Raw genomic sequence first — 26,349 nt, 5'->3', positions numbered from 1 at the left:
CCCTTAATCCCCCCTTATAAAGGGGGGAAACAATAAAAAAATCCGGTTCCCTCCCCTTTATAAGGGGAGGGTTAGGGTGGGGTAAAAAAATATTTGATACATCAATCATGACTTTTCAAACATCCTCTAAGATTCTTAAGACTTAACTGTAATCTTTTTGTGAAAACATCCTAATTTTAAGCTAGCTTTTTTACGATTTTTGCTACCTTTAATTTTTCTACTAACTCGCCTTTATCTAAGGTTCACCATTTGCACCCTTCTTACTAACAAAACAAGTTATGGGGCAAGCTAGTGCCTTGGTTCTAATATCTTAATAACCGCCTTGAATGAATTGCTGATTGTATTGAGTGATTCTGTCAGCCAAACTCAAGTTTTAAGCAGAGCGAAGCATATCTAGCCATCCGCCCATTTTGTTTGACTATATATTAGGTCGAAGCTTATACACATAGTTTGTTAGCAATTTTTAATTACTTCCCTGATCTGCTAGAGTCAACTTAATATATACATATATTTAAGTGAAGTCAACAGGTAAATGTATTAAAAGAACAAAGAATCAGCTAGTCTTTTATGAAGAATTAAAGAAGCATCAAAACATAATGTTAACGAATACTGCTTGGGAAAATTTACTCAAAGCTTCTAACTCATTAGAGATTAGTGTTAGTGAGTTAATTGAAAGAGTAGGTAGAAACATTAATGTTAATATCAGGCAAGATGATTAAATTTTCTGACTGTATGAGTTTTGCCCTCACCCATTTTTGGGAGAGGGGCTGGGGAGTGTCAACTCAACTAGTCATTTTCGATCAGAACTGTAACAGCTGCGATCGCAATCAACATTTCGTCATTTTTATCGTTGAGTTCGGGAATAGCCCGCCCTTGAACTACCATCCCCCCAGATTCTAGAGTGAGGGTTTTCCGACCAAATGGTAGTACAGCTAATACTTCTTCTTCTCTAACTTGTTCGGGATATGGTACTGCTACCTGAACCTCTATAATCATTTCATTGGGATGACTTAAACCTGCAACTTCCCAAACACCAGGTAAAGCATTGTGAGCGATCGCATTCCGTACAGCCCTAGATGCTGCTACTGTAGGATCTTGTCCATGTTGATCGATTCCCATCCCCATCTCGATAATTAACCGTTTACGCGCCATTGCTACCTCCGGTAAATTTTGTACCTTTGACTTTATATAAATCAGGACTTACGCAAAACTACATGAGGTAGGGGCAATACCCTGCGGTCAGCTAAAGCTACATCAATTGCCCCTACCTCCAAATCACTCTTTTCGGCTATTGTTTGCGTAAGTCCTGTAAATCAGGAGTCAAAAGCCAAAATTTAGAGTTCGCTGAATTCTGACTTCTGACTCCCCAAGCGAGAGCATATATAGCGCTTCTGGGTTGATTGCAATACAGACCTAACCCCCAGCCCCTTCCCTACAAGGGAAGGGGAGTAATATTCAAAGCCTCTCTCCTTTTAGGAGAGAGGAATGGAAGTGAGGTCAAAGTGTATTGCATACAAACGAGAAGCGCTATATATGATGGACTTCTGCAAAGAAGGCAAGAGTAAGAGCAGATTGTGATTAGTTTTGGAACTCTTACCTGATGATGTGCTTTAAAGCAGATGCTGCAAGCGACTTAAACGTTCTGAATAACTTTTCATCACCTCTAGGGCAAACATCGGTGTTTCCTGAACGGCAAAGAGAAACCTTTGCTCATCAAGGAAAACCAGTTTGGTATCAACCTTGGCAATAGCTGTGTAAGTTCTATTTTTTACTCCTACAAGTACCCCGGCAGCAAAAACTTCGCCCGTTTCAATGGTTTCGACAATCTTGCCATTGACTAATATATCTACCTGTCCTTCGAGAATGCCATATATTTCATCACCAAGCTGTCCTTCTTCAAAGATGACTTGGCCTGCTGAAAATACTTTAGGGTCGGCTTGTTTTTGAAAGATACTGAGTGTGACTACAGGACTTAGCATTAGAGCAACCCCAAAATTCTTTGTTTTTAAACGAAACTTTTGGATAGACAATAGGCGAACCTAGAAGAGTATACTACTTTATGTTGATTAACTAATTTTGGTTTTGATGTCATCTTCTATAATTAATAAAACCTATACACCTAATTCTAGGCTTGAGACTGTGACCGAATCAGGAAGTTACAAAGATACTGTAAACCTACCCAAGACTAACTTTGAGATGCGGGCAAACGCCATCAAGCGTGAGCCGGAAATCCAAAAATTTTGGGAAGAAAATAAAATTTACGATCGCCTCTCCGAAAATAACCCCGGCGAATTATTTATACTGCACGATGGGCCTCCCTACGCTAATGGCTCACTGCATATTGGTCATGCTTTAAATAAAATTCTCAAAGATATTATTAACCGCTACCAACTACTACAAGGGCGTAAAGTTCGCTACGTCCCTGGTTGGGATTGTCACGGATTGCCAATTGAGTTAAAAGTTTTGCAGAATATGAAGTCAGCAGAACGGCAAAATTTAACGTCTTTACAATTGCGGCAGAAAGCGAAAGAATTTGCTTTAGCGGTGGTAGACGAGCAGCGTCAAAATTTTAAACGCTACGGTATTTGGGGGGATTGGGACAACCCTTATCTAACTCTGAAGCCGGAATATGAAGCGGTGCAAATTGGCGTGTTTGGTCAGATGTTCTTAAAAGGCTACATCTATCGCGGTTTGAAGCCGGTTCACTGGAGTCCGAGTTCTAAAACGGCTTTGGCGGAAGCTGAGTTGGAATATCCAGAAGGTCATGTTTCCCGCAGTATCTATGCAGCTTTTCCCATCACAGGTTTGGCGTCAGCTGTAAAACCACTGTTGGCGGAATATCAGTCAGATTTGGGTGTGGCTATCTGGACAACTACACCTTGGACAATTCCGGCAAATTTGGCTGTGGCGGTGAATGCAGATTTGAATTATGCAGTGGTGGAAGTGGAACCCCACCCCCCAACCCCCTCCCCGCAAGCAGGGAGGGGGAGTGAGGAAGTAGCTTCTCATTCTCCGTTAAGGGAAAGAGTGAGGTTCCGCTATCTTATTGTTGCGGCTGATTTGGTAGAACCTTTATCTTCGACGTTGGGAGTTAAGTTAACTCTAAAAGCCACGTTTAAGGGAAATGATTTAGAACATACTACTTACCGTCATCCTCTATTTGACCGAGAAAGTCAGATTGTAGTCGGCGGTGATTACATTACTACTGAGTCGGGTACGGGGTTGGTACATACTGCACCCGGTCATGGTCAAGAAGATTACATTGTTGGTCTGCGTTATGGTTTGCCCATCCTTGCGCCAGTGGATGACAATGGCAATTTTACCGAAGAAGCGGGAGAATTTGCGGGGTTAAATGTGCTGGGTGATGGGAATCAGGCGGTGATTGATGCCTTAAGTTTGGCTGGTTCTTTGTTGAAAGAAGAAGCATATCCCCATAAGTATCCTTATGATTGGCGGACAAAGAAACCAACGATTTTCCGCGCTACTGAACAATGGTTTGCTTCCGTGGAAGGATTTAGAGAAGAAGCATTAAAGGCGATCGCCACGGTAAAATGGATTCCAGCCCAAGGTGAAAATCGCATTACGCCAATGGTGGCGGAACGTTCCGATTGGTGTATCTCCCGTCAGCGGAGTTGGGGTGTACCCATTCCCGTTTTCTACGATGAAGCCACGGGAGAACCACTGCTGAATGAGGAAATTATCAACCACGTCCAAGGAATTATCGCAGAAAAAGGTTCTGATGCTTGGTGGGAACTATCGGTAACTGAGTTATTACCGGAATCCTATCGCCAAAATGGGAAGTCTTACCGCAAAGGTACAGACACAATGGATGTATGGTTTGATTCTGGCTCATCTTGGGCAGCTGTCGTCCAACAGCGTCCAGAGTTACGCTACCCTGCTGATATCTATTTGGAAGGTTCCGACCAGCATCGCGGTTGGTTCCAGTCAAGTTTGCTTACCAGTATAGCGGTAAATGACATTTCACCTTACAAAACTGTGCTAACTCACGGCTTCGCTTTGGACGAACAAGGGCGGAAGATGAGTAAGTCAGAAGGAAATGTGGTTGACCCAAATACAATCATTCAAGGCGGGAAAAATCAAAAAGTAGAACCGGCTTACGGTGTAGATGTATTGCGGCTTTGGGTATCATCGGTAGACTACTCCGGCGATGTCCGCATTGGTAAAAATATCATCAAGCAGCTGAACGATGTCAGAGGCAAAATTCGCAATACGGCGCGGTTTTTATTGGGTAGCTTGGATGATTTTGACCCAGAAAAAGATGCAGTACCTTTTGAGGAATTGCCAGAACTTGACCGTTATATGCTGCACCGCATTACCGAGGTGTTTGAAGATGTGACGGAAGCTTTTGAAAGTTTCCAATTCTTCCGCTTTTTCCAAACAGTGCAGAATTTCTGCGTCGTGGATTTATCCAACTTTTATTTAGATGTTGCCAAAGATAGGCTGTACATCAGTGCAACCGATGCTTTCCGCCGTCGCAGTTGTCAAACGGTGCTGAAAATAGCAATAGATAATTTAGCACGAGCGATCGCACCAGTATTATGCCACACTGCCGAAGATATCTGGCAATATCTCCCCTACAAAACACCTTACAAATCGGTGTTTGAAGCCGGTTGGGTGCAGGTAGAGGAAAAATGGTGTAATCCAGAATTAGCAGAATTTTGGTCAGCACTGCGACAACTCCGCACTGATGTTAATAAGGTATTAGAACAAGCCAGGATAGAAAAACTAATTGGTTCTTCCCTAGAAGCCAAAGCTTTGATTTATATACCTCACAAACAGTTAGGCGATGCTATCAAAGCCTTGAATCCTGTTAAGGGTAACGATGTGGATGAACTCCGTTATTTGTTCCTAACTTCCCAGGTGGAATTATTAGATTCTGCTGAGGGATTGCAAGGATTAGATTATACAACGCAGACTGAAGACTGGGAAATTGGGGTAGTGAAAGCAGACGGGGTAAAATGCGTTGGCAAAGCCTACACGAAGTGTATTCGCTGTTGGAACTACTCTACTCATGTGGGAGAATCAGCAGAACATCCGCTAATTTGTGAACGATGCGTTGCAGCCTTAGCCGGAGAGTTTTAACAGAATAAAACTTACTGGCTACAAACAAAGCCTGATGAGACTAGCTGGTTTTTGCATTCTGATTGGATTTTTGCTCTGAATTCTTCAAACGTGTCGCCTGACTTTTGCGGATGCGATCGCTTTTGCGAACAGCACCCGCCATTTCATATTCACGGCTGTCTTTACCGTATTTGAAAGCAACTCCAATCAGCATTTTCTCAACCAAGTCATTTAAATTTTTGTCTAATTCATCCATTTCAGTTCTAGAAGAGTTAATCACGGCTAGAGCAGTATTATAAGCATTTATCTTGCTACGGTACTGCTCAATTAGTTGTGTCACGTTTTGCAAGTTGCGAATATCCCCAAAATCCATACTCGGATCGATCGCTTTAAATCCCGTCAGTCTTAATTCAGCTTTTTCTAAAACGCGGTATGTACGTTTTTGAGCAGTCATAAATGTATCCTTTTTATTGCCTTAGAGCTAGTTTGCCTTACTAAAGCTGGATCTAAGCTCAGTAAAATCCTCATTTATCAGTATTAATATGACGTAAATATCAGTATTTATCACAAAAATAATGCTTTTGTTGATGAAATAGTCGCTTTTGTTAATGAAATAGTCGCTTTTGTTAATGAAACAGTTGCTTTTGTTAATGAAACAGTTGCTTTTGTTAATGAAACAGTTGCTTTTGTTGATGAAACAGCGATGATAAAGCACCAGACGCGATAAATCGCCGTCTACAAAGGATTGATTATTGTAGAGACGGCGATTTATCGCGTCTTTGGAATTTAGAACAAAGGCGATGTATTAATAAGTTAGATAGCAAACACATAGTCAAGGCAGGATATGATACTTGAGACTGCGGCGATCGCAATTGGTTCTGTAATAGCCACCAAAGCCTTAGAAAAAACCACCGAAAAGGTAACAGAAAGCTTATTGGATAAGACTGGCAAGTTTCTTGTCACCCTGAAAAAACAGTCTCCCCATACTGTAGAAGCGATAGAGAAAGCACCAGAGCAACCACTCAATTATGGCAAGGCTGTACTAGAGGTGCAATCTGCAGCTGAAGCTAATCCTGAAGTAACTCAAGCCGTAGAGGAATTGGCACAAGCAGCAAAAGCGGAACCAAATCCTAAATTTATTCAATCTATACAAGAATTCGCCGATATGCTGAAGTCGCAGCCGCAACAGCCAAATAGTATTAATTATCAAAATTTGGCAGATGAGATAAAGAATGTTTTCCAAGGCAATACATTTAACGCCCCAGTCACCTTTAACTGACTAAAGTCGTCTGACGGGGAACGGACAAAGTTAACTCCCACAAAATCTATTCCTTATCGCGGTTCTATTAATTTCGTCGGGCGAGAAACGGAACTGACAATGCTGCATGAAGACTTGCAGCGCGGAAATTATGTAGCAATAGCCGGAATGGGTGGCGTGGGTAAAACTGAATTAGCTACCCAATACGCTAGACGATACGAACAAGATTATGGGGGAATTGCTTGGTTTAACGACAGAGAAAGCAATCTCGCCGCCGAAGTTTTAGAGTTTTTTTCATTGCAGTTAGGTTTGGAGATTCCCCAAGAATCAGGAGGAAGATTTTTAAGCCTTGAACAACAACTCGTCTGGTGTTGGTCTAGATATCCTAACTCTGCCTTGCCGATTTTAATTGTCTTCGATGACGTAACTGATTTAGACAACCTCCGCCAAGTCGTACCCAAGGATAACCGCTTCCGAGTTTTAGTTACTACTCGACTGCGGGATTTAGACGCGAATTTTATTCAAGAGATTGCCTTAGATGTTCTCTCGCCCCAAAAAGAACCAGGTAAAGCTTTAGAACTGTTAAAACGACTGTTGAGGAAAACAGATAGGCGAGTTGAAAATCAACCACAAGCCGCAACAGCAATATGTGAATGTTTAGAATATTTGCCCTTGGGCATAGAGTTAGTGGGAGGCTATTTAGTACGCGACCCGGACATATCTTTAGATATCATGTTTGGGCGACTGCAAGAACGTAAATTAGCAGAAGCAGCTTTACAAGACCGGGAAAATCTCAACTCAACTCAACTAGGAGTCAAAGCCGCCTTTGCTTTAACTTGGTCAGAACTCGACCCACTGGCGCAACAACTAGGAATATTTTTGAGTTTATTTTCTCCTGTACAGATTCTTTGGGATTTAGTTCTTTGGGTGGCGATAGGTGGAGGGGAAGCAGAAAATCAAGAACAAAAACAGCTAACTTGGTCAGAAGAAGAATTAAACGCAGCTAAAAAGCAACTCTACGGGTGCAACTTGCTGCAACTCTTAGAAGAAAGAGCAGGATGTTATAAAATTCATGCCTTAGTGCGGTGGTTTTTGCAAGGGCAGTTAGCCGATGCTGGCGAGATGAAATTAGTTTTGGAAACAACCTTCGCTATTGCGATGATAACCAAAGCCCAAATCCTTCCTGATTCTGCCACTTCTGAGCAGATTGAAAGCATCAGAGATATCGTTCCCCATCTCGAAGACCTGGGTAAACGTATAATTGCAGAGATAAAAGAACCAACAGAGGCACAGATAAGTTCTTTAGCATCAGTTCCCAATGATAAAGTAATTTGGGTATTTATAGGGGTAAAAAGATTTTACGAAGGACAAGGACTATATAAATTAGCAGAACCTTGGACTGAAGATTGCGTAAATGTTTGCCAATCTTTATTTACTGGGGAGCATCCCAATGTAGCTACTAGCTTGAACAATTTAGCTTCCCTCTACAATAGCCAAGGACGGTACAGCGATGCCAAACCTCTGTACATTGAAGCCCTGGCAATGACAAAGCGCCTGTTTGCTGGGGAGAATCCCTATGTAGCTATTAGCTTGAACAATTTAGCTTCCCTCTACAATAGCCAAGGACGGTACAGCGATGCCGAACCTCTGTACATTGAAGCCCTGGTAATGACAAAGCGCCTGTTTGCTGGGGAGAATCCCTATGTAGCTACTAGCTTGAACAATTTAGCTGGTCTCTACGATAGCCAAGGACGGTACAGCGATGCCGAACCTCTGTACATTGAAGCCCTGGTAATGACAAAGCGCCTGTTTGCTGGGGAGAATCGCTATGTAGCTACTAGCTTGAACAATTTAGCTGGTCTCTACAAAAGCCAAGGACGGTACAGCGATGCCGAACCTCTGTACATTGAAGCCCTGGCAATGAGAAAGTGCCTGTTTGCTGGGGAGCATCCCGATGTAGCTATTAGCTTGAACAATTTAGCTTCCCTCTATAAAAGTCAAGGACGGTACAGCGATGCCGAACCTCTGTTGATTGAAGCCCTGGCAATCACAAAGCGCCTGTTTGCTGGGGAGCATCCCTATGTAGCTACTAGCTTGAACAATTTAGCTGGTCTCTACGATAGCCAAGGACGGTACAGCGATGCCGAACCTCTGTACATTGAAGCCTTGGCAATGACAAAGCGCCTGTTTGCTGGGGAGAATCGCTATGTAGCTACTAGCTTGAACAATTTAGCTGGTCTCTACGATAGCCAAGGACGGTACAGCGATGCTGAACCTCTGTACATTGAAGCCCTGGCAATGAGAAAGTGCCTGTTTGCTGGGGAGCATCCCGATGTAGCTTCTAGCTTGAACAATTTAGCTTACCTCTACAATAGCCAAGGACGGTACAGCGATGCCGAACCTCTGTACATTGAAGCCCTGACAATGTGCCAACGGGTGTTAGGCGTTAATCATCCCACTACAGCGAAAGTTCGAGAAAATCTAGCAATCCTGCAACGCCAGTCTAATCCCCCCGCTATTCGGAAAGGTCGATTAAGTCACTTGATGCAAATATTAAAGGCGATATTAATTTTACCCTTTTCCCTGCTGTGGCGATTTATTAAAAAATTAATTCGTAATTAAAATATTGGTTTTGTGCAATTGAGAGTGGAGAAAACAATTAGTTGAGTGCAATTATTAGATTCTGCTGATGCACTACAAAAATTAAAATATACAGCACAAACAGAAGACTGGGTAATTGGTGTAGTGAATGCAGACGGGGAAAAATGCGTTGGCAAAGCCTACACGAAGTGCGATCGCTCTTGGAACTACTCCATTCATGTGGGAGAATCAGCAGAACATCCGCTAATTTGCGATCGGTGTGTTGCAGCCTTAGCCGGGAACTTCTAAAACTTAGGAGTTAGAAGTACAGACGCGATTAATCGCGTCTGTACAGGAGTTAGGAATAAAATCCATAACTCCTCACTCATAGCTCATAACTTTAAATTAAAGCTTTTGCAACAACTCCTGAGTTAACTGAAAGAAAGCTTTTGAACCAGCTGATTGGGGAGAAATTAAAACAGCTGGCATAAAACTATCAACAGCCTTAGCAACATTGACATCAACTGGAATTTGTACCTTACAAATTTTTTCTACACCAAAATCTTCAACAACGCGGTGCATCACTTGTTTATAGTATCTGCCAGTCAGAAGGTTAGCGCTAGACATACTAAATACAATTCCCAGCATTTTTATATCTATCTTGCTTTCATGTCCGTGACTGTCCTTTAATCGGGCAATCCGTCTTTCCAGCAGTTGAATACCTACTACAGATAAAGGTTCTGGTTTAGCAGGAAGTATGTAGAAATCGCTGGCAGCTAAAGCGCTACGAGTCAAGAGATTATAGCCAGGGGCACAATCGAGAAGGATAAAATCATATTCTTGACGTACTGGTTTTAAGATGTTATTAATCAGGACTCTTTCAAAGCGATTCCAAATCATTTCAAAGTCCTGTTCACCCAAAGCAGTTGCTTGTTTATGCAGCATTTCTGAGACAACAAATTCATCATACAAGTCGATATCTCCTGGTAATAAATCCAGTCCGGGAAGATTACAAACCTGAGATTGAATGATATCTTGGATTGTCAGTTTTGCTTGTGGCTCTGGATTGATAACTTCGTCTATCAGATATCTAAATGTTTTACTTTGTTTACGACGCTTGGCAAAATCTAAAGGCGACATTAAACTAAGTGTGGCACTGATTTGGGTGTCTAAATCAAGGACAAGCACCCGCTTGCCATGATTTTTAGCTAAACAGGTAGCTAAGTTGACGGTGAGAGTGGTTTTACCAACGCCACCTTTCATATTTGCAGTAGCAATTACATATCCCATTGGTTGAGTCCTCTGTTGACGCATTCCCATCTAGGTAGCGTACAACGATCTCGAACTATTAAATCTTCCATTAAATTTAATATTTTCGGAAACTCACAGGACTTAGACTTACGCAAAATATCTCTCAAACTCTGATTTCTCTGTGTCACGCCAGTTGCTACAAACTCCTCCACCCCCGCAATGCACTGGCTTGTCTGCGCCTCTGTGGTAGCCTGCGGCAAGCCGTTCGCGTAGCGTCTCGTAGAGAAGCGTCTACGTTATTCCATAGACTTGTGCGTAAGTCCTAGATTAGTAGGTTGGGTTAAGCGACAGCGAAACCCAACGAAGTCTTGATAATGTTGGGTTTCGTTCCTCAACCCAACCTACGCCAGTGTTAGTGTTTTAACCTTAACTGCACTCTCTTGCCCCAGAGTACGTGTTCCTAACTCATTTTAGTGAGATTGCCTCACTTTTAGGCATTGAGTTAGGTGACACGATTTTAATTGCTGTCACTTTGGTTGAAAGCTAGATAACATTAGATTCGGGCGTGTTTACTGTTCAGGAGTGCCAAAATGTCTAAACAGCTGGGTCAAAAAATTGCACCGACACCGATATCAAATGATATCAATGTGGTGGATTTGATTGATCAATACTTCACCGCCTACAACTCAGCGCGGTTGCGGGAAATTTGCCAACTTCTGAGTCGTGATGTGCTAATAGAAGGTGTGACGGTGGGAGTTAGCCTTTCGGGTGCGATGACACCAGCAGGATTTGGGGTTTCAGCGCTTGCACCCTTAATTCGCAACGGCTTTATTGACTGGATGATTAGCACTGGTGCAAATCTTTACCACGATATGCACTATGGTTTGGGTTTTGAACTCTTTGCTGGTAATCCGTTTTTGGATGATGTGAAACTGCGCCAGGAAGGCACTATTCGCATTTATGACATTATCTTTGGTTACGATGTGCTGCTGGAAACTGATGCGTTTATCCGCAAGATTCTGCAAGGGGAAGCGTTTCAGAAGCGGATGGGAACTGCTGAGTTTCACTATTTATTGGGTAAGTATGTTCGGGAAGTAGAAAAGCAGCTGGGTGTGGAGCATTCCTGCTTGCTGGCGACAGCTTATGAGTGTGGAGTACCGATATATACGTCTTCTCCAGGAGATAGCTCAATTGGGATGAACGTGGCAGCTTTAGCTTTGGAAGGTTCGCAGTTGGTGATAGATCCATCAATTGATGTAAATGAGACGGCTGCGATCGCATATAATGCCCGTGAATCAGGAGGTAAAAGTGCAGCTGTAATTCTCGGTGGCGGTAGTCCCAAAAACTTTTTGCTCCAAACCCAACCGCAACTTCACGAAGTCTTAGGACTAGAAGAACGAGGACATGATTTCTTTGTGCAGTTTACCGATGCGCGTCCAGATACAGGCGGTTTGTCTGGAGCAACCCCATCGGAAGCCGTCAGTTGGGGTAAGATTGACCCCGAAGAGTTACCTAACACAATTGTTTGTTATACCGATAGCACGATCGCTCTACCACTGGTGACAGCATACGTCTTGAACAAATGCCAACCTCGTCCCCTGAAGCGTATATACGACAGGCGAGAAGCCATTTTCGACAAACTGCAAAAAGATTATCTCGCAGCCAAAACCCGACCATCCGATCAGATTCCAGCAGCAGTGGCAGAAAATGCTTCACAGCAAACAGCGACTTATCCCTGTGGTCGGCTGATTCCCAATGCTCACTAGGGGAGTCTTGTAAACTTAAGTCAAATCGGCGGTTAGAAAGCGCGTCTACACGAGACTTTACCCATCTCTGTGGGTTTCAAACCCTCAATTTTGTATTAGTCCACGGAGGTGGACTTTGTTTGTGTAGCCGCGAACTCCATTCGCCTTAACTCTAGTACATCAGATTAAAACCTCACCCCGATAAAGATGTGCTTTATCGGGGTGAGGTTAATTTGTACCTCATTCTTATTAGGAAACGTTATAAGTTAGTTACTCAAACTTACTCAGTGCGATCGCTATCTTGACGATGAAAGCATTTTGCTTTCAACCCAGATTCCGCACCATAACTGTCAAATAGGGGTTTTACGGAAGATTTACTCTATAAATACCAATGACATGATGTTTTTGGAATCGTTGTCGCAAGAATTAAAGAAGGAACTCTCAACAATTGCGCCATTCATTTTTTAACTTAACTTAATGGGCGAAATTGCGTAGATACGCAGCAGATGGTCGTTAGACATCGCTCTGACTTTCCCGGAGGCGATCGCGCCTATTTTAGATTTGGCTGGGTAAGGTCAACAAGTAATAGACTAGTTACGTAGAAGCAATAAGCTGCTTTGCGATCGCTCGGCGTTGAACCAGAACCATAATCTTGACAAAAAATCAACTATTTATTCACATCCAGCAACCGCGAAGTTTCTAACCGACTCATCCACTTCTTTAAATAAACTTGATTACCTATTTCCTCACTTGGATCTTTAGTATCCAAAGGATAAGGCATCAGTCCCAAAATCGTTGCTGTCGTCACGCAAAACATCGATTTTTGGAAACTTATGCATATTTGTACCCGCAAATCATCTTCACCCCGAAGACTGCGACGATAAATTTCGTGCAAATACTCTGGAAGATAATGACGCATATCCTGCATCAACAAGGTAGGAGGAATACCCGCGCCGCCGATGGGTAAGGGGTCGGCATACAATGCGCCATATTGAAATCGAGTTTGATCTAGGGGAATTTGATATCCTTGGGCGTTGTATGAAACTGTACCGTGGAAAGGAGTTCCCCGGAAGAATACTGCTTCTACATAAGGTATTGCTGTATCTGCTAAGAAGGTCAAACCAACGCTTTTGGGAATGATTTCATAGACTTCATCCCGAATTTTGACGGCGTAGGTAATTGGGTTTGATGCATTTGCGACTAACGCTGTTTTAATGTGGTCTACAACTTCGGGAATCGATTTGATTTCGCCTTGGTCGTAGCGGTCTGATAAGTTGAGGAACATATCAGCCATTACTCGCCAGAATTGACCTAAACCGGTGTAGTAAGCAGAGACGCGCAAGAGTTCTGTTAAGAAATCTGGAAACAGTTGGTTAATACCCGGAATTAAGAGATTATTTTTAAATTTTGCGGCGATAACGGCTTGCGCTCTTTCTTGAAATTCTTTTGTATCTAAATACGTATCTAGTCCACCGCCACCGTGCCACATCATGCCTTTCATGCAATATTCGGCATATTCAAAATTAATTCGGTCATGCCACCAGTGACGGAGTAATTTCTGAAAAGAAACCTCTCCATTAAAGTATTTAAAAAATGGGAAAAATACTAAAAACTGATGCTCGGCAATATAGTTAAGATTTTTTGAGTAGGCATCTAAAACTACGCCATAGCTTTTAAGAATGCCAACTACTTCCAGCACATTTTCTGGACTATCGGGGAGTAATGCCTCTCCTTTTTGCAGACGTTCAATATACTCAGCTAAGGGATTGTGAGTAGCTTTCTTTTTAATAGTTATCATTGCAATCTCTCCAAAAGGCATTAGTCATTAGTTATGGGCATTGGGCATTAGGCACTTGTACTGAGCGAAGTCGAAGTATTGGGCATTGGGCAGGTTATTCTCCTTGTCCCCTTGTCCCCTTGTCCCTAATCTCCAGGCTTGATTGCTTTATCCAAGGACACTGTTGCTACTACGTTTTGAGTATTTACCATTGCTGTAATTGTTGGTTCACTCCAGCGCACTAACCAACTAGGTTGAATGCCGAAAATCACAATCAGCACAGCTAAAATTGCAGCTGGGGCGCGATCGCTCCAATAGACACGCGGTAAGTTGGTAACTGATGCAGACAAGCGTCCAAAAAAGGCGCGGTTGACGAGAATTAAAAAGTAAACTGCTGTTAAACCTGTACCAATCATACATAGCAGCGTTTGCACTGGGAAAACTGGAAAACTACCCCGATAAACTACGAATTCGGAAATAAACCCGATCATTCCCGGTATACCAGCACTAGCCATGACTCCGACAATCATCAAGCTACCGATTACCGGCATACCGCGTTCTGGGTTCAGCAATCCTTGGATGACTTCTAAATCACGGCTTCCGGCTTTTTTATACACAACCCCTACCAACAAAAACAGCATTGCCGAAATCAAGCCGTGGCTAATCATTTGCATCACAGCACCCAAAACACTTAAAGGTGTGGCCGCCGCCGCCGCTAAAAGCACGTAACCCATGTGTCCAATGGAACTGTACGCCACCATTTTTTTCATATCCGTTTGAGCGATCGCGCAGGATGCACCATACAGTACACTGACTACTGCCCAAGTCGCTAACCAAGGAGCCACATAAGCCCAAGCTTCTGGTAACAAGTTCATGCCAAACCGCAGTAAGCCGTAACTTCCCAACTTCAACAGCACCCCTGCCAACAACACTGAAATCGGTGTGGAAGCTTCAACGTGAGCATCTGGCAACCAAGTATGAAAGGGAACTAAGGGAATTTTAATCCCAAAACCTACCAAAATTCCCGCTAGCAATAAAAGCTGTGTTGCTAGAGGTAAAGTGGTAGCGTTCAAGGTTGCTAGTGCAAAGTTAGAGGAACCACTCAGCCAAACCATGCCGAGGAAACTTGCTAAAATCAAGATTCCGGAAACGGCTGTATAAATGAGAAATTTTGTCGCAGCATAACCCCGTTTTGCTCCACCCCAAATAGCTATCAACAGATATAAGGGAATTAGTTCCAATTCGTAAAATAGGAAAAATAGCAGTAAATCTTGTGCCAGAAACGCTCCAGTTACCCCAGCGCATAATACTAGTATCAAAGAATAATAAAATTTCGGACGCTGTAAGGATTCATCGCTGCTGTAAATGGCAATGCAAGTTAATAGTCCATTTAAAACCAGCAATGGCAAAGATAAACCATCTATTCCCAGGTTATAATTCAAGCCTAAAACATCTATCCAAGGTATAGACTCGGCAAACTGTTGAGTGATTTCCCCTGGATGGAACTGAATTGCTAGTACGATTGTCCACAAGAAAGCGATACTGGCAAAGACCAAAGCCACCCCACGGGCGAATTTCCCACTGATGCCAGAGGGTGAGAAACCAATTAAAGCTGCGCCGATTAACGGCACTAGAATTAAAACACTAAGCATAGATAGAATTCAGGTAAGGGGAGATGAGGGAGAATAATAAATCCTAGATTACCTATTTGTTCCTTGGCGTCCTTGGCGTCCTTCTCTAACGAGACGCTACGCGTTCACGTAGTGTCTCGTAGAGAAGGCGGTTCCTTAAAAAATTAGGTATTCTGACAGAACTATAGGAGTAACTGCTAACTCAGTTAAAAAGGTAATTTATCTAGTAAACCCGATGACCAGCTGATGAAAAAACCCAGGACGCTGACAACTGCTAGGATGGTCAACATATAGCCCTGAGATTGCCCAGAAATGCTGTACTTTAAAGTTTGTCCGCCGATAATTGTGGCAAACCCAACCAAGTTTACTAAACCGTCAACCAAGTAGCGATCGCTCCAAGCTGAAACTTTAGATAGCAGTGCTACTGCACTCACTACGGTTACACGATAAACTCGGTCAATATAAAAATCATAACCTAACAAGTCTTGCATAAATCTCCACGTCAAGATTCTCGATCTTGACCAAGCTTTGTGCAGATAAAGTGTAGACCCTACACCTACTCCCACGACGGTAGAAGCAAACAAGGCTAACGCCACATACCAATTAATACTTTCCCAATCGGGTAGTAAGTACCATTGCTGTAACATCAGAGGTAAAAGCAGAGTCAATACTGTCAGAATCACCATTGGTAAGGCCATCTGCCAACCAACTTCTGGGGTGCGACGGGTCTTTTGTTGCGGTTTACCCCAAAATACTAATCTGAATACTCTGGTCAAATTCAATGCTGTCAAGCCATTGACTAATAATAAAACCCCAATCACCCAAGGACTAATATTCACAAAACCGTCAGCCCATGATAGCATTGCCCAGAAGCTTCCCAATGGTAGCAATGTTACCATCCCGGCTGAACCCACTACAAAGGCTATGGTGGTGGCTGGCATCCGTGACCATAGACCGCCCATTTCTGTTAAATCTTGGCTTTGGGTAGTTAAGATTACTGAACCGGAACTCATGAATAATAATGCTTTGGCGATCGCATGAGTTAACAGCAACATCAAGGCTACACCCCCTTGCTGCAACCCCACCGCCAAAAACGCTAAGCCCATGTATGCACTGGTGGAATGAGATAGCGATCGCTTAATGTCTATTTGTGCTAAGGATACTAATGTTGCCCCAATTGCTGTCACCGTGCCCATGACTACCAAGGCATTCAAGGCAACTGGCGATAGTGCTAACAATGGTTGAAATTTATAGAGTAAATAAGCACCACCCGCTACTACCAGCGAGTTCCGCATTACTGAGGCGGGGTTAGGGCCTTCCATAGCCTCATCTAACCAGAGGTGCAGTGGAAATTGGGCACATTTACCAGCAGGTCCAGCAATTAACGCCAACCCCAGCAACGTCGATGTCATTGGGCTTAAATTAGCTGTTTGCGCCCACTCATATAAATCCGAAAAGTTCAAACTGCCGGCTAAGGTGGAAAGCGTCACCACAGCCATCAGCAGCAACAAGTCTCCCACCCGTTTAGTCCAAAACGCATCTCGTGCCGCCGTCACTACTAAAGGTTGAGCATACCAGAACCCCACCAGCAAGTAAGTCGAAAGCGTCAGGAGTTCCAAAAGGGCATAGCTGAGAAACAAAGAATCACTAATCGCTAGACCACTTAGCGCTGCTTCAAAAAATCCCAGCAGCGCAAAAAAACGTGCCAACGACCAGTCCTTTTCCATGTAACCCAGAGCGTAAACTTGTGTCAGTAGGCTTAACCCCGTAATTAAAACTGTTGCCCCAATACTGACTGCTGAGAGTTCCAAGGTAAAAGATAAGTCTAAATCAGCAGCTTTGAACCAGTTGACCAGTAACTTTTCTGGTTCTCTATCCCAGATATTTTTAAATACAAACAGGCTATGGGCAAAAGCTAAAACAGTCGTCAGCAAGTTGATATATGCCGCAGGTCTTGGCCCTGTTCGTTGAATTATTCTCAGTCCCCACGGCAAGGTCAAAATTGCGCCCCATAAGCTATAAAAAGGCACAAACCAACTTGTTGAAAATAGAAATTGATTCATTTAAATTTCCCTTGACGACTCAGCCTTGATTTTAAAAAAATTTAAACCAATTTTTAATATAAATTAATTTACCAAAACATCAATATTTTATTATTTTTTCAACTAAATTCCCGCAAGTACTTTTACTTAATTTACCCGATTAAACATAAGTAAAATATAACTTTACATAAGTAAAAGCATTTACTGGCTTAACTTAACCTCCGGTTTTAAATTTTTATTTCTAATTTGACCAAAGTAATTTATAGGAGATATTTGAAAAAATTATCTATTTTTCACCTAGTCGTTGTAAATCTAACAAGATTTGACAAAAGATAGAGATAGCAAAACATACAGCCGTTGTTCGTCCCTCGCCAGATGGGGTTAGCCTTAGTTATGAATGTCCTTTTCTAAATGTGATAAAGAAATTATAAAGCATAAGTGGCGTCTCAAGGAATTAGTGAACTTTTATTGCCCGGAAACACTAGATAAATATTTGTTAAGTTTTTTAAAACTTTCTTATCATAAACTATTATAGTAATTTATATTGCCAGGGACGCCAAGCTTTACTATGCTTAATTTGGAAGTGTTTTCTTAGCTTTAAGATCAAGCTCTCCCCGTCAAAAATTTCAAACAACAGTACTGATTAGATTCATTTTGTAGGAGTTCTGCGATGCCAATTGCAGTTGGGATGATTGAAACGAAGGGCTTTCCAGCAGTAGTAGAAGCTGCTGATGCGATGGTGAAAGCCGCCCGTGTCACTTTAGTAGGCTATGAAAAAATTGGTAGCGCTCGTGTCACCGTGATCGTTAGGGGAGATGTATCGGAAGTCCAAGCTTCTGTAGCAGCTGGGGTTGAAGCCGCAAAAAGAGTCAATGGTGGTGAAGTGTTATCCACTCACATCATTGCTCGTCCTCACGAAAACCTGGAATACGTCTTGCCGATACGTTACACAGAAGCTGTGGAACAGTTCCGTACTTAAAAGCTGTTTAAACAAAGTAATTAACGCTCTTTGCCTGATTCAGCATCACTTTTGTCCAATGCTAAAAACTTTCAAATAGGGATTAAAACTAATGTCAATTGCAGTAGGAATGGTTGAAACGCTAGGCTTTCCAGCAGTCGTAGAAGCTGCTGATGCAATGGTGAAAGCTGCCCGCGTCACTTTAGTAGGCTATGAAAAAATCGGTAGTGGTCGAGTTACAGTGATTGTCCGGGGTGACGTGTCAGAAGTGCAAGCTTCTGTGGCCGCAGGAGTTGAATCTGTAAAGCGAGTCTTTGGCGGACAAGTGTTATCGACTCACATCATTGCTCGTCCTCATGAGAACTTAGAATACGTCCTGCCAATTCGTTATACCGAAGACGTAGAGCAGTTCCGCGAAAATGTCAATGCAATTCGTCCTTTCGGTAGAAGACCGTAATTTGTAATGCAAGTTGCCAAAGTTCGCGGCACAGTAGTTAGCACCCAAAAAGACCCAAGTCTTAGAGGTGTCAAACTACTGTTGTTACAATTAGTGGACGAAGATGGAAACATCCTCCCACAATACGAAGTAGCAGCAGATACTGTCGGAGCCGGAGTAGATGAGTGGGTACTTGTCAGTCGTGGCAGTGCCGCTCGTCAAATTCTGGGAAACGAGCAGCGTCCATTAGATGCAGTAGTAGTAGCGATCATAGATACCATTCACGTTGAAGATCGCGTTATTTACAGCAAAAAAGATCAATATCGATAGTTATTTAGTCATTAGTCATTAGTCATTGGTATTAGCTAAAGACAAATGACAACTGACTAATGACTAACTTAATAGAGGAGGAATCTTGCGATGGCAGTCCGCAACACGGCGGCACCCCCAACCCCGTGGTCGAGGAATTTAGCTGAACCCAAAATCCATGAAACTGCCTTTGTACATTCATTTTCCAATGTGATTGGGGATGTAAGGTTAGGTGCAAATGTAATCGTTGCTCCGGGAACTACGATTAGAGCGGATGAAGGCACACCTTTTTATATTGGTGAAAACACGAATATTCAAGATGGTGTTGTGATTCATGGGTTGGAAGAAGGTCGAGTAATTGGCGATGACCAAAATAAATACTCGGTGTGGGTTGGCAAAAATGCCTGCATTACCCACATGGCTTTAATTCACGGACCAGCTTATGTTGGGGAGAATTCCTTCATTGGCTTTCGCTCTACGGTGTTCAATGCCAGGGTGGGTGCAGGTTGCATCGTGATGATGCACGCTTTGATTCAAGATGTAGAGATTCCCCCAGGTAAATATGTACCTTCGGGAGCGATAATTACTCACCAGCAACAAGCTGACCGTTTGCCAGATGTGCAAGATCAGGATAAAGAATTTGCTCATCATGTGGTTGGAATTAATCAAGCACTGCGAGCGGGTTATCTCTGTGCTGCGGATAGCAAATGTATAGCACCCATTCGGGATGAGATTGCTAAATCTTATACAGGTAGTAGTATTACTGTCTTAGAGTTGGAAAGGAGTAGTGAAGTGTCGAGCAATAGCTTGGGTGCAGAAACAATAGAGCAGTTGCGCTATCTATTGGAGCAAGGGTATAAGATTGGTACGGAACACGTAGACCAAAGACGGTTTCGCACGGGTTGTTGGACTAGTTGCCAGCCAATTGAACCGCGATCGCTCGGTGAAGCGATCGCAGCATTAGAAAGCTGTGTGAGAGAGCATAGCGGCGAGTATGTGCGGCTGTTTGGCATTGACAAAGGTAGACGGCGCGTATTAGAAACCATCATCCAACGTCCAGATGATGATCTTAAACCAGCTACCAGCTTTAAGGCACCTGCTAGTCGTGGTAATGGCAGTTATAGCAGCAGTAATGGTAATGGTAACGGTTCTAGTAGTGGCAAAATTAATGGTGAAGCTGTAGATCAAATCCGTCAACTTTTGGCAAGTGGTTACAAAATTGGCATGGAACACGTAGATGAGCGTCGCTTCCGAACTGGTTCCTGGACTAGTTGCAAGCCAATTGAAGCAACTTCCATAAATCAAGTAATCTCCGGCTTAGAAGAATGTATTGAAAGCCATCAAGGCGAGTATGTGCGTTTAATCGGCATTGATACCAAAGCCAAACGGCGGGTATTGGAGACGATTATCCAACGTCCAAATGGTCAAGTAGCCTCATCTGGCAGTCAGAAATCATTTACTAGCAGTGCAGCACCCTATGCTACAGCAACAGCTACCAGTAGCCGCTTGAGTACTGAAGTAGTAGAACAACTGCGGCAATTATTGAGTAGTGGATATAAAATTAGCATTGAACACGTAGATGAACGGCGGTTCCGTACAGGCTCCTGGACTAGTACCGGTCAAATTCAAGCCTCCTCAGAAAGAGAAGCGATCGCAGCCATAGAAGGACACCTTGGCGAATATCCAGGGGAATATGTCCGCTTAATTGGGATTGACTCCAAAGCCAAACGGCGGGTATTGGAGACGATTATCCAACGTCCAAATGGTCAAGTAGCCTCATCTGGCAGTCAGAAATCATTTAGCAGTGCCCCCACTGCAACAGCAACAGCAACAGCTACCAGTACCCGCTTGAGTACTGAAGTAGTAGACCAACTCCGGCATTTATTGGCTGGCGGCTCTAAAATTAGCATTGAGCACGTAGACCAACGACGGTTCCGTACAGGTTCCTGGACTAGTACCGGTCAAATTCAAGCCTCCTCAGAAAGAGAAGCGATCGCAGCCGTAGAAAGGCAGATCGCCGAATATCCTGGGGAATATGTGCGCTTAATTGGTGTTGACCCCAAAGCCAAGCGTCGGGTACTGGAAACGATTATTCAACGACCTTAAAGAGTTGGGAGTCGGGAATTTTTTCCACCACTGACTACTCCCCATAATAGGGAGTAGGAAATAGGGAATTTTAATATCCACCACTCCCCAATTCCCCACTCCCCAATTCCCCACTCCCCATTCCCCATTCCGGCTTCCGAGGTTAAAATTTCCATGTCTGTGCCGCTACCGCACCTCAGCAATAAATTTGATTCTTACATTAGTGGTGAGGTGAGTATTCATCCAAGCGCGGTACTTGCACCTGGGGTAATACTCCAAGCGGCTGTAAACAGCAAAATCATCATTGGGCCAGGGGTCTGTATTGGTATGGGAGCCATTCTCCAAGTCCATGAAGGAACCCTAGAGGTAGAAGCAGGCGCAAACCTGGGGGCCGGTTTTTTGATGATTGGTAAGGGCAAAATTGGAGCAAATGCTTGCATTGGTTCGGCGACAACAGTTTTTAACTATTCAGTTGAACCTGGACAAGTAATTCCATCGGGTTCGATTTTAGGAGACACCAGTCGGCAGATTGACCAAACAAAGCAACTGGAACCATCTCCAAGTAACCCAGCTTCTACAAATACACCACCGCCGAAGGAAGAGGAAAATGGCTTAGGTGGAGTTAAAGAAAAGGTAATTTCCTCAACTAACTTTTCAGCTTCGGCTTTTGTAGATTTCAAACAAAATAAGTCGATTTCTTACTTTAAATCTCCCGTCACTCCAGAAAAACAGTCTCCTCCTGTGGAAGAACCGACTAAAGATGCTGACTCCAGCTTGGAGGAAGCCGCCCAAGAGTCTACAGAACATGACTCAGACCCCGGTCAGCTAGCCACAGAATCGCCTAACGGTTTCGGGTCTCAGATTTATGGGCAAGGCAGCATACACAGACTCTTGACTACATTGTTTCCTCATAGACAATCCTTGAGCAACCCAAACTCTGACAATCAGTCCGAGTAAGTGTTAATTGTAAGTTGTCGGCTTTTTCGGTATCTTGGAGAATTCATCATGGAAACATATAATCAACGGTCTCTCAATACCAGCCAGGGAGCGCATAGTTACGAAACCTACGAGGATACTGCTTTGGGTTTAGTTTCTACCCGCAGCTTTCCAGCGATCGTTGGTACGGCGGATATGATGCTGAAATCGGCAGGAGTTCACTTAGTTGGGTATGAAAAAATTGGTAGCGGTCATTGTACTGCGATCGTCCGGGGTGGAATTGCTGACGTGCGTCTGGCTGTAGAATCAGGTGTGCAAACGGCTGAACAGTTTGGTCAGCTGATTTCTAGTTTAGTGATTCCCCGACCTTATCCCAACCTAGATATAGTGCTTCCGATCACAACTCGTTTAACTAAATTGATGCAGGAGGGCAATTACAGCCGTCTGAGTAATCAAGCAATTGGTTTGGTAGAAACGCGAGGATTTCCAGCGATGGTGGGAGCGTGTGATGCCATGCTGAAAGCTGCTGATGTTCATTTGGCAGCCTATGAAAAAATTGGTGCGGGTTTGTGTACAGCGATTATTCGCGGTTCCGTAGCAAATGTGGCGGTAGCTGTGGAAGCGGGAATGTTTGAGGCAGAACGCATTGGGGAATTGAATGCAGTGATGGTAATTCCCCGACCTCTGGACGAAATGGAGTTAACCTTGCCATTAGCAAGTTGCTGGATAGAAGAACGTCAAGCGTTAAACTTGCCTGTGAATATTAAAGAACAAGTTGCCCAAATCGAGGTACTAAGATTACCAGACTTAACCAAGCTAAATACAAAAGTTACGGAAGAATTATGGAATGATGAATGATGAATTTGGAAAAATCCTCATTCAGCATTCATCGGGAAATAGAAGGCATCTTACGCTCTTATTGTTCTGATAATAGCTTCTTCAATCCATAAGTAAAATACCTTTATTTAAATAGAAATAATAGAGTTTTGTCTATAATAGAACTCGTAACTTTCTGTGAGCATCGGTATATCATTTGCCAGTCTTCAGCAATACTAGTTTTATATCTATTAATCCTTATATACAGGAGAATCACCTTTGAACCAAGCGACGCTGCACCAGTTAAAGGTGTTCGAGGCGGCGGCACGGCATAGTAGCTTTACTCGTGCTGCTGAGGAATTGTTTCTCACCCAACCTACCGTTTCTATGCAGATCAAGCAACTCACAAAATCGGTAGGGTTGCCATTATTTGAGCAAGTGGGAAAGCGGTTATATCTAACGGAAGCCGGACGGGAATTATTTGTTACTTGTCGGCAGATTTTTGAGAATATAGCCCAGTATGAAATGAAGGTGGCAGATTTAAAAGGGCTAAAACAGGGACAATTACGCTTGGCAGTGATTACAACAGCAAAATACTTTATTCCACGTTTGTTAGGGCCGTTTTGCGAACTTTATCCAGGGATTGATATCTCGCTGCAAGTAACAAATCACGAACAAATTTTGGAACGGATGAGTCAGAATCTGGATGACTTATATATCATGAGTCAAATTCCAGACAATATAGATGTGACTTGTGAACCATTTTTAGAAAACCCTTTGATAGTCTTTGCACCGATTAATCATCCGTTATCCAAGGAAAAAAATATTCCGATACAACGCCTGTCTAACGAACCTTTTATTATGCGGGAACCAGGTTCAGGAACTCGTCGCGCCGTGCAAAGGCTATTTGAAGAACAAGAGGTGAGGGTAAAAGTCAAGCTAGAATTGGGAAGTAATGAAGCAATTAAACAAGCGATCGCAGGTGGTTTAGGAATTTCTGTTTTATCCCGTCATACTTTACTATTAGACTCTTCAGAGTTTAGCATTTTAGATGTACAACACTTTCCGATTCAGCGAAATTGGTACATGGTTTACCCATCTGGCAAGCAGCTATCGATCGTCGCTCGTGCCTATTATGAGTATCTACTAGCTGCGGCAAAGAATTTTGTACAGCAAAAGGCTGATACTACTTCTAGTACGCTTGAACCAACTCCCGGTTCAAATAACTCGTAATTATGAATTATGAATTATGAATTACAAATTACCTAAAGGGGTTGACGGTTAGACCGGGAAGCATTGACAATTAACCAGCAGAATCATTATAAATGGGGGAAAACTGGCAGTGGTTAACCCGGAAATACCGTCTTGGCGCAAAACAGTACAAAGCGAGATTGTAGCTGTGAGTGTATATTCTGACAGAGCATTGGTTACACGGCGAGGTGTAGTTGATTTAACAGGAATTGAACAGGAATTAGTAATTACTCCAGTGCCACTGACTCTAGAAACTGAGTCTGTCAGGGTTAGTGGTGCAGGTACGGTAGGGGTGCGCTTGGTGGGAGTTAGTAGCGATCGCATTTACACCACTGAACCTGTAGCGGAGCGAGTAGCATATTTAACAAGGCAAATTCAGCAATTAGAAGCAGAAAAACGCCATTTGCAAGCCCAAGTTGATGCTTTAGCATTGCAGTCTAGTTTTATCGAAGGCTTACGGGAAAAAACAGAGGAACCATTTTCAGTGAGTTTGTCTCGCAGAAATCTCAGCCTCAGTGAAACTTTAGATTTCCTTAACTTTCTTGGAAGCCAGTATAGTGAGTATGCGATCGCATCTGGGGAGTGCAAAACCCAGCAGCAGGAATTAGACAAACAACTGCAATCACTCCGCACCTCATTGCAAAAAATCCAAACACCCCATCCTAAAGAGAGTTTTAACTTAGTTGTAGCAGTTGAAGTTACGGGTGAAGGCAAATTTGAATTAGAGCTATCATACTTAGTGAATCGCGCTAGTTGGACTCCGCTTTATGACTTGCGCTTTACCACTACCAGCGATATTGTGCATCTAAGCTACCTTGCAGAAATTACCCAAAGCAGTGGCGAAGATTGGATTGGTGCAAATCTCACCCTTTCTACCGCTAAACCGGGATTAGGTACACTTCCACCCAAACTTGAACCCTGGTATATTGATGCGCCACTTCCTCAAAGAGTGCGACGAAGATTTGAAGCCCAGCCACCACTGCTGCCTAGCATACCAGAACCGCCCGCTTCTACTGCCAGAGCAGATTGGGAAGAACAAGACGAAGTTACAGAGGATAGTCTGATTCCAGCAGAAACCGTGACAGCAGAAGTATCCAAAAAAGGAAGTGTAGTTACCTTCAAATTGAATGGTGGCGGTAACATTCCTAGTGATGGCGCACCCCATAAAACTACAATTTTCAATGATGATTATCCTTGTAGCTTTGATTATGTGGCAATGCCACGCTTGGTAAGCTTTGCTTATTTGCAAGCTAATGTGAAAAATAGTCCCAACGGTGCAACTTTGTTACCAGGTAAAGCGAATATTTTCCGCGACAATGTTTTTATTGGGACAACTCAGTTAGATAATATTGCACCAGGGCAAGAGTTTAAACTGAATTTAGGAATTGACGAAGGTTTAAAAATTGAGCGCGATTTAGTTGAGCGTGTGGTAGATAAAAGATTGATTAGCAACCAGCGCCGGATTACTTATACTTATCGATTGATAATTACTAACTTACTCGACAAAGAAATAAATCTGAAACTAACTGAACAATTGCCGATTAGCCGCAACGAGCAAATTAAGGTGCGCCTCAGTCGCAGCAACCCACAAATTCAACTTGGTGAAATGGGGATTTTAGAATGGCAGTTAACTCTTCCACCACAGGAGCGAAGAGAGATATATTACCAGTTTAATGTTGAACATCCGCCGGAATTAACAGTGGTTGGGTTAGATATTTAAAGTCGAATGCGATTTTGCTTGCGGAAAACACCAAAATAAGTAAGTCGAATGCCATTTTCAGTAAGTCGAATGTCATTTTACTTGCGGAAAACAACAAAATGAGTAAGTCAAATGCGATTTTACTTGCGGAAAACAACAAAATGAGCAAGTCAAATGCGATTTTGTGAAAGCATTTAGGTATTTTGAGAAAGCAATCAGGTATTTTACAGCTATTTTCAGGTAAATAGACCATGCGGTAGGGGCACAGCAATGCTCATTGGTGTCAACTTAAGCAAAAAGGAACCATAGGATGTAATCTAAGAACATCGGAATTGATGTTCTTACTGATACATCATGAGTAGCAAACGTCCAGCAAGAACAGGAAACCCAGATCTGCCGCAGCAAAAGCATGTACCAGCGCCGCCAATAGAGCAAATAGAGAAAGAACTATTTTCATTACTGTCGCCAACAAGCTTTAAACCATTAAAGTTTT

The 26,349-nt window shown here is 43.0% G+C and carries 20 protein-coding genes and 2 pseudogenes; 14 read left to right on the top strand and 8 right to left on the bottom strand.

The annotated features are described in order from the left end of the window. Window positions 1-786: 786 nt before the first annotated feature. Window positions 787-1,152: a Lin0512 family protein gene (locus V7K15_RS26285; RefSeq protein ID WP_334910340.1), complete on the bottom strand. Its 366-nt coding sequence runs from the start codon at window positions 1,150-1,152 to the stop codon at window positions 787-789. 458 nt (window positions 1,153-1,610) lie between these two features. After that, a complete protein-coding gene (locus tag V7K15_RS26280) occupies window positions 1,611-1,979 on the bottom strand; it encodes a Crp/Fnr family transcriptional regulator (RefSeq protein ID WP_334910338.1) in 369 nt (122 codons plus the stop codon). Window positions 1,980-2,139: 160 nt separating this feature from the next. Between V7K15_RS26280 and ileS the strand changes: the two genes are divergently transcribed. Next, window positions 2,140-5,103, top strand: coding sequence for an isoleucine--tRNA ligase (gene ileS / locus V7K15_RS26275; RefSeq protein WP_334910336.1), 2,964 nt, complete (start codon window positions 2,140-2,142; stop codon window positions 5,101-5,103). 40 nt (window positions 5,104-5,143) lie between these two features. Here ileS and V7K15_RS26270 read toward each other — a convergent pair whose 3' ends face one another. Continuing rightward, entirely contained in the window at window positions 5,144-5,536 is a 393-nt protein-coding gene (locus V7K15_RS26270; RefSeq protein WP_334826602.1) for a hypothetical protein, read from the bottom strand. A 390-nt stretch (window positions 5,537-5,926) separates the two neighbouring features. Between V7K15_RS26270 and V7K15_RS26265 the strand changes: the two genes are divergently transcribed. From V7K15_RS26265 to V7K15_RS26255, 3 genes and pseudogenes are all read left to right on the top strand, one after another. After that, window positions 5,927-6,361, top strand: coding sequence for a hypothetical protein (locus V7K15_RS26265; RefSeq protein WP_334910334.1), 435 nt, complete (start codon window positions 5,927-5,929; stop codon window positions 6,359-6,361). Between the two features lie 99 nt (window positions 6,362-6,460). Further along, a complete protein-coding gene (locus V7K15_RS26260; protein WP_334910332.1) occupies window positions 6,461-8,962 on the top strand; it encodes a tetratricopeptide repeat protein in 2,502 nt (833 codons plus the stop codon). A gap of 45 nt (window positions 8,963-9,007) precedes the next feature. Continuing rightward, window positions 9,008-9,229 (top strand): annotated as a pseudogene (locus V7K15_RS26255) (zinc finger domain-containing protein); the annotation flags it as partial. Between the two features lie 96 nt (window positions 9,230-9,325). Here V7K15_RS26255 and V7K15_RS26250 read toward each other — a convergent pair. Further along, window positions 9,326-10,210 (bottom strand): ParA family protein, encoded by an 885-nt coding sequence (locus V7K15_RS26250; protein WP_334910328.1) that lies wholly within the window; start codon window positions 10,208-10,210, stop codon window positions 9,326-9,328. A 551-nt stretch (window positions 10,211-10,761) separates the two neighbouring features. Here V7K15_RS26250 and V7K15_RS26245 point away from each other — a divergent pair. Beyond that, window positions 10,762-11,937, top strand: coding sequence for a homospermidine biosynthesis protein (locus V7K15_RS26245; protein ID WP_334910327.1), 1,176 nt, complete (start codon window positions 10,762-10,764; stop codon window positions 11,935-11,937). 646 nt (window positions 11,938-12,583) lie between these two features. Here the strand turns inward: V7K15_RS26245 and V7K15_RS26240 are convergent. The 3 genes from V7K15_RS26240 to V7K15_RS26230 form a co-directional block, all read right to left on the bottom strand. After that, the gene (locus V7K15_RS26240; RefSeq protein WP_334910325.1) at window positions 12,584-13,714 is read right to left on the bottom strand and encodes a CO2 hydration protein; all 1,131 of its coding nucleotides are present in this window, start codon (window positions 13,712-13,714) and stop codon (window positions 12,584-12,586) included. 125 nt (window positions 13,715-13,839) lie between these two features. Continuing rightward, window positions 13,840-15,345, bottom strand: a complete 1,506-nt coding sequence (locus V7K15_RS26235; protein WP_334910323.1) for an NADH-quinone oxidoreductase subunit M — start codon at window positions 15,343-15,345, stop codon at window positions 13,840-13,842. A 185-nt stretch (window positions 15,346-15,530) separates the two neighbouring features. Beyond that, entirely contained in the window at window positions 15,531-17,387 is a 1,857-nt protein-coding gene (locus tag V7K15_RS26230; RefSeq protein ID WP_334910321.1) for an NAD(P)H-quinone oxidoreductase subunit F, read from the bottom strand. Window positions 17,388-18,036: 649 nt separating this feature from the next. On the opposite strand from V7K15_RS26230, the gene V7K15_RS26225 reads away from it, so the two are divergent. From V7K15_RS26225 to V7K15_RS26210, 4 genes are all read left to right on the top strand, one after another. Beyond that, the gene (locus V7K15_RS26225) at window positions 18,037-18,345 is read left to right on the top strand and encodes a carbon dioxide-concentrating mechanism protein CcmK (RefSeq protein WP_190891121.1); all 309 of its coding nucleotides are present in this window, start codon (window positions 18,037-18,039) and stop codon (window positions 18,343-18,345) included. A 91-nt stretch (window positions 18,346-18,436) separates the two neighbouring features. After that, a complete protein-coding gene (locus V7K15_RS26220; protein ID WP_196515968.1) occupies window positions 18,437-18,781 on the top strand; it encodes a carbon dioxide-concentrating mechanism protein CcmK in 345 nt (114 codons plus the stop codon). A gap of 6 nt (window positions 18,782-18,787) precedes the next feature. Then, window positions 18,788-19,090 (top strand): EutN/CcmL family microcompartment protein, encoded by a 303-nt coding sequence (locus V7K15_RS26215; RefSeq protein WP_334910319.1) that lies wholly within the window; start codon window positions 18,788-18,790, stop codon window positions 19,088-19,090. Window positions 19,091-19,180: 90 nt separating this feature from the next. Further along, window positions 19,181-21,175 (top strand): ribulose bisphosphate carboxylase small subunit, encoded by a 1,995-nt coding sequence (locus tag V7K15_RS26210; RefSeq protein ID WP_334910317.1) that lies wholly within the window; start codon window positions 19,181-19,183, stop codon window positions 21,173-21,175. Here V7K15_RS26210 and V7K15_RS26205 read toward each other — a convergent pair. Further along, a complete protein-coding gene (locus V7K15_RS26205) occupies window positions 21,172-21,330 on the bottom strand; it encodes a hypothetical protein (protein WP_334910316.1) in 159 nt (52 codons plus the stop codon). The two genes, V7K15_RS26210 and V7K15_RS26205, sit on opposite strands and share 4 nt — an antisense overlap. Between V7K15_RS26205 and V7K15_RS26200 the strand changes: the two genes are divergently transcribed. The 5 genes and pseudogenes from V7K15_RS26200 to V7K15_RS26180 form a co-directional block, all read left to right on the top strand. Next, window positions 21,329-22,111, top strand: coding sequence for a transferase (locus V7K15_RS26200; RefSeq protein ID WP_334910314.1), 783 nt, complete (start codon window positions 21,329-21,331; stop codon window positions 22,109-22,111). The genes V7K15_RS26205 and V7K15_RS26200 overlap by 2 nt on opposite strands. Window positions 22,112-22,159: 48 nt before the next feature. Then, on the top strand, window positions 22,160-22,948 hold the full coding sequence (locus tag V7K15_RS26195) for a BMC domain-containing protein (protein WP_334910312.1): 789 nt from the start codon (window positions 22,160-22,162) through the stop codon (window positions 22,946-22,948). Between the two features lie 237 nt (window positions 22,949-23,185). Further along, window positions 23,186-24,139 (top strand): LysR family transcriptional regulator, encoded by a 954-nt coding sequence (locus V7K15_RS26190; RefSeq protein WP_334910310.1) that lies wholly within the window; start codon window positions 23,186-23,188, stop codon window positions 24,137-24,139. Window positions 24,140-24,248: 109 nt separating this feature from the next. Beyond that, on the top strand, window positions 24,249-25,877 hold the full coding sequence (locus V7K15_RS26185) for a mucoidy inhibitor MuiA family protein (protein WP_334910308.1): 1,629 nt from the start codon (window positions 24,249-24,251) through the stop codon (window positions 25,875-25,877). 333 nt (window positions 25,878-26,210) lie between these two features. Beyond that, window positions 26,211-26,349, top strand: a pseudogene (locus V7K15_RS26180) (IS4 family transposase); the annotation flags it as partial.

The sequence above is a fragment of the Nostoc sp. genome, from assembly GCF_036919815.1.
Taxonomy (GTDB): domain Bacteria; phylum Cyanobacteriota; class Cyanobacteriia; order Cyanobacteriales; family Nostocaceae; genus Nostoc.
This window is presented reverse-complemented; position numbering and strand designations above follow the sequence as displayed.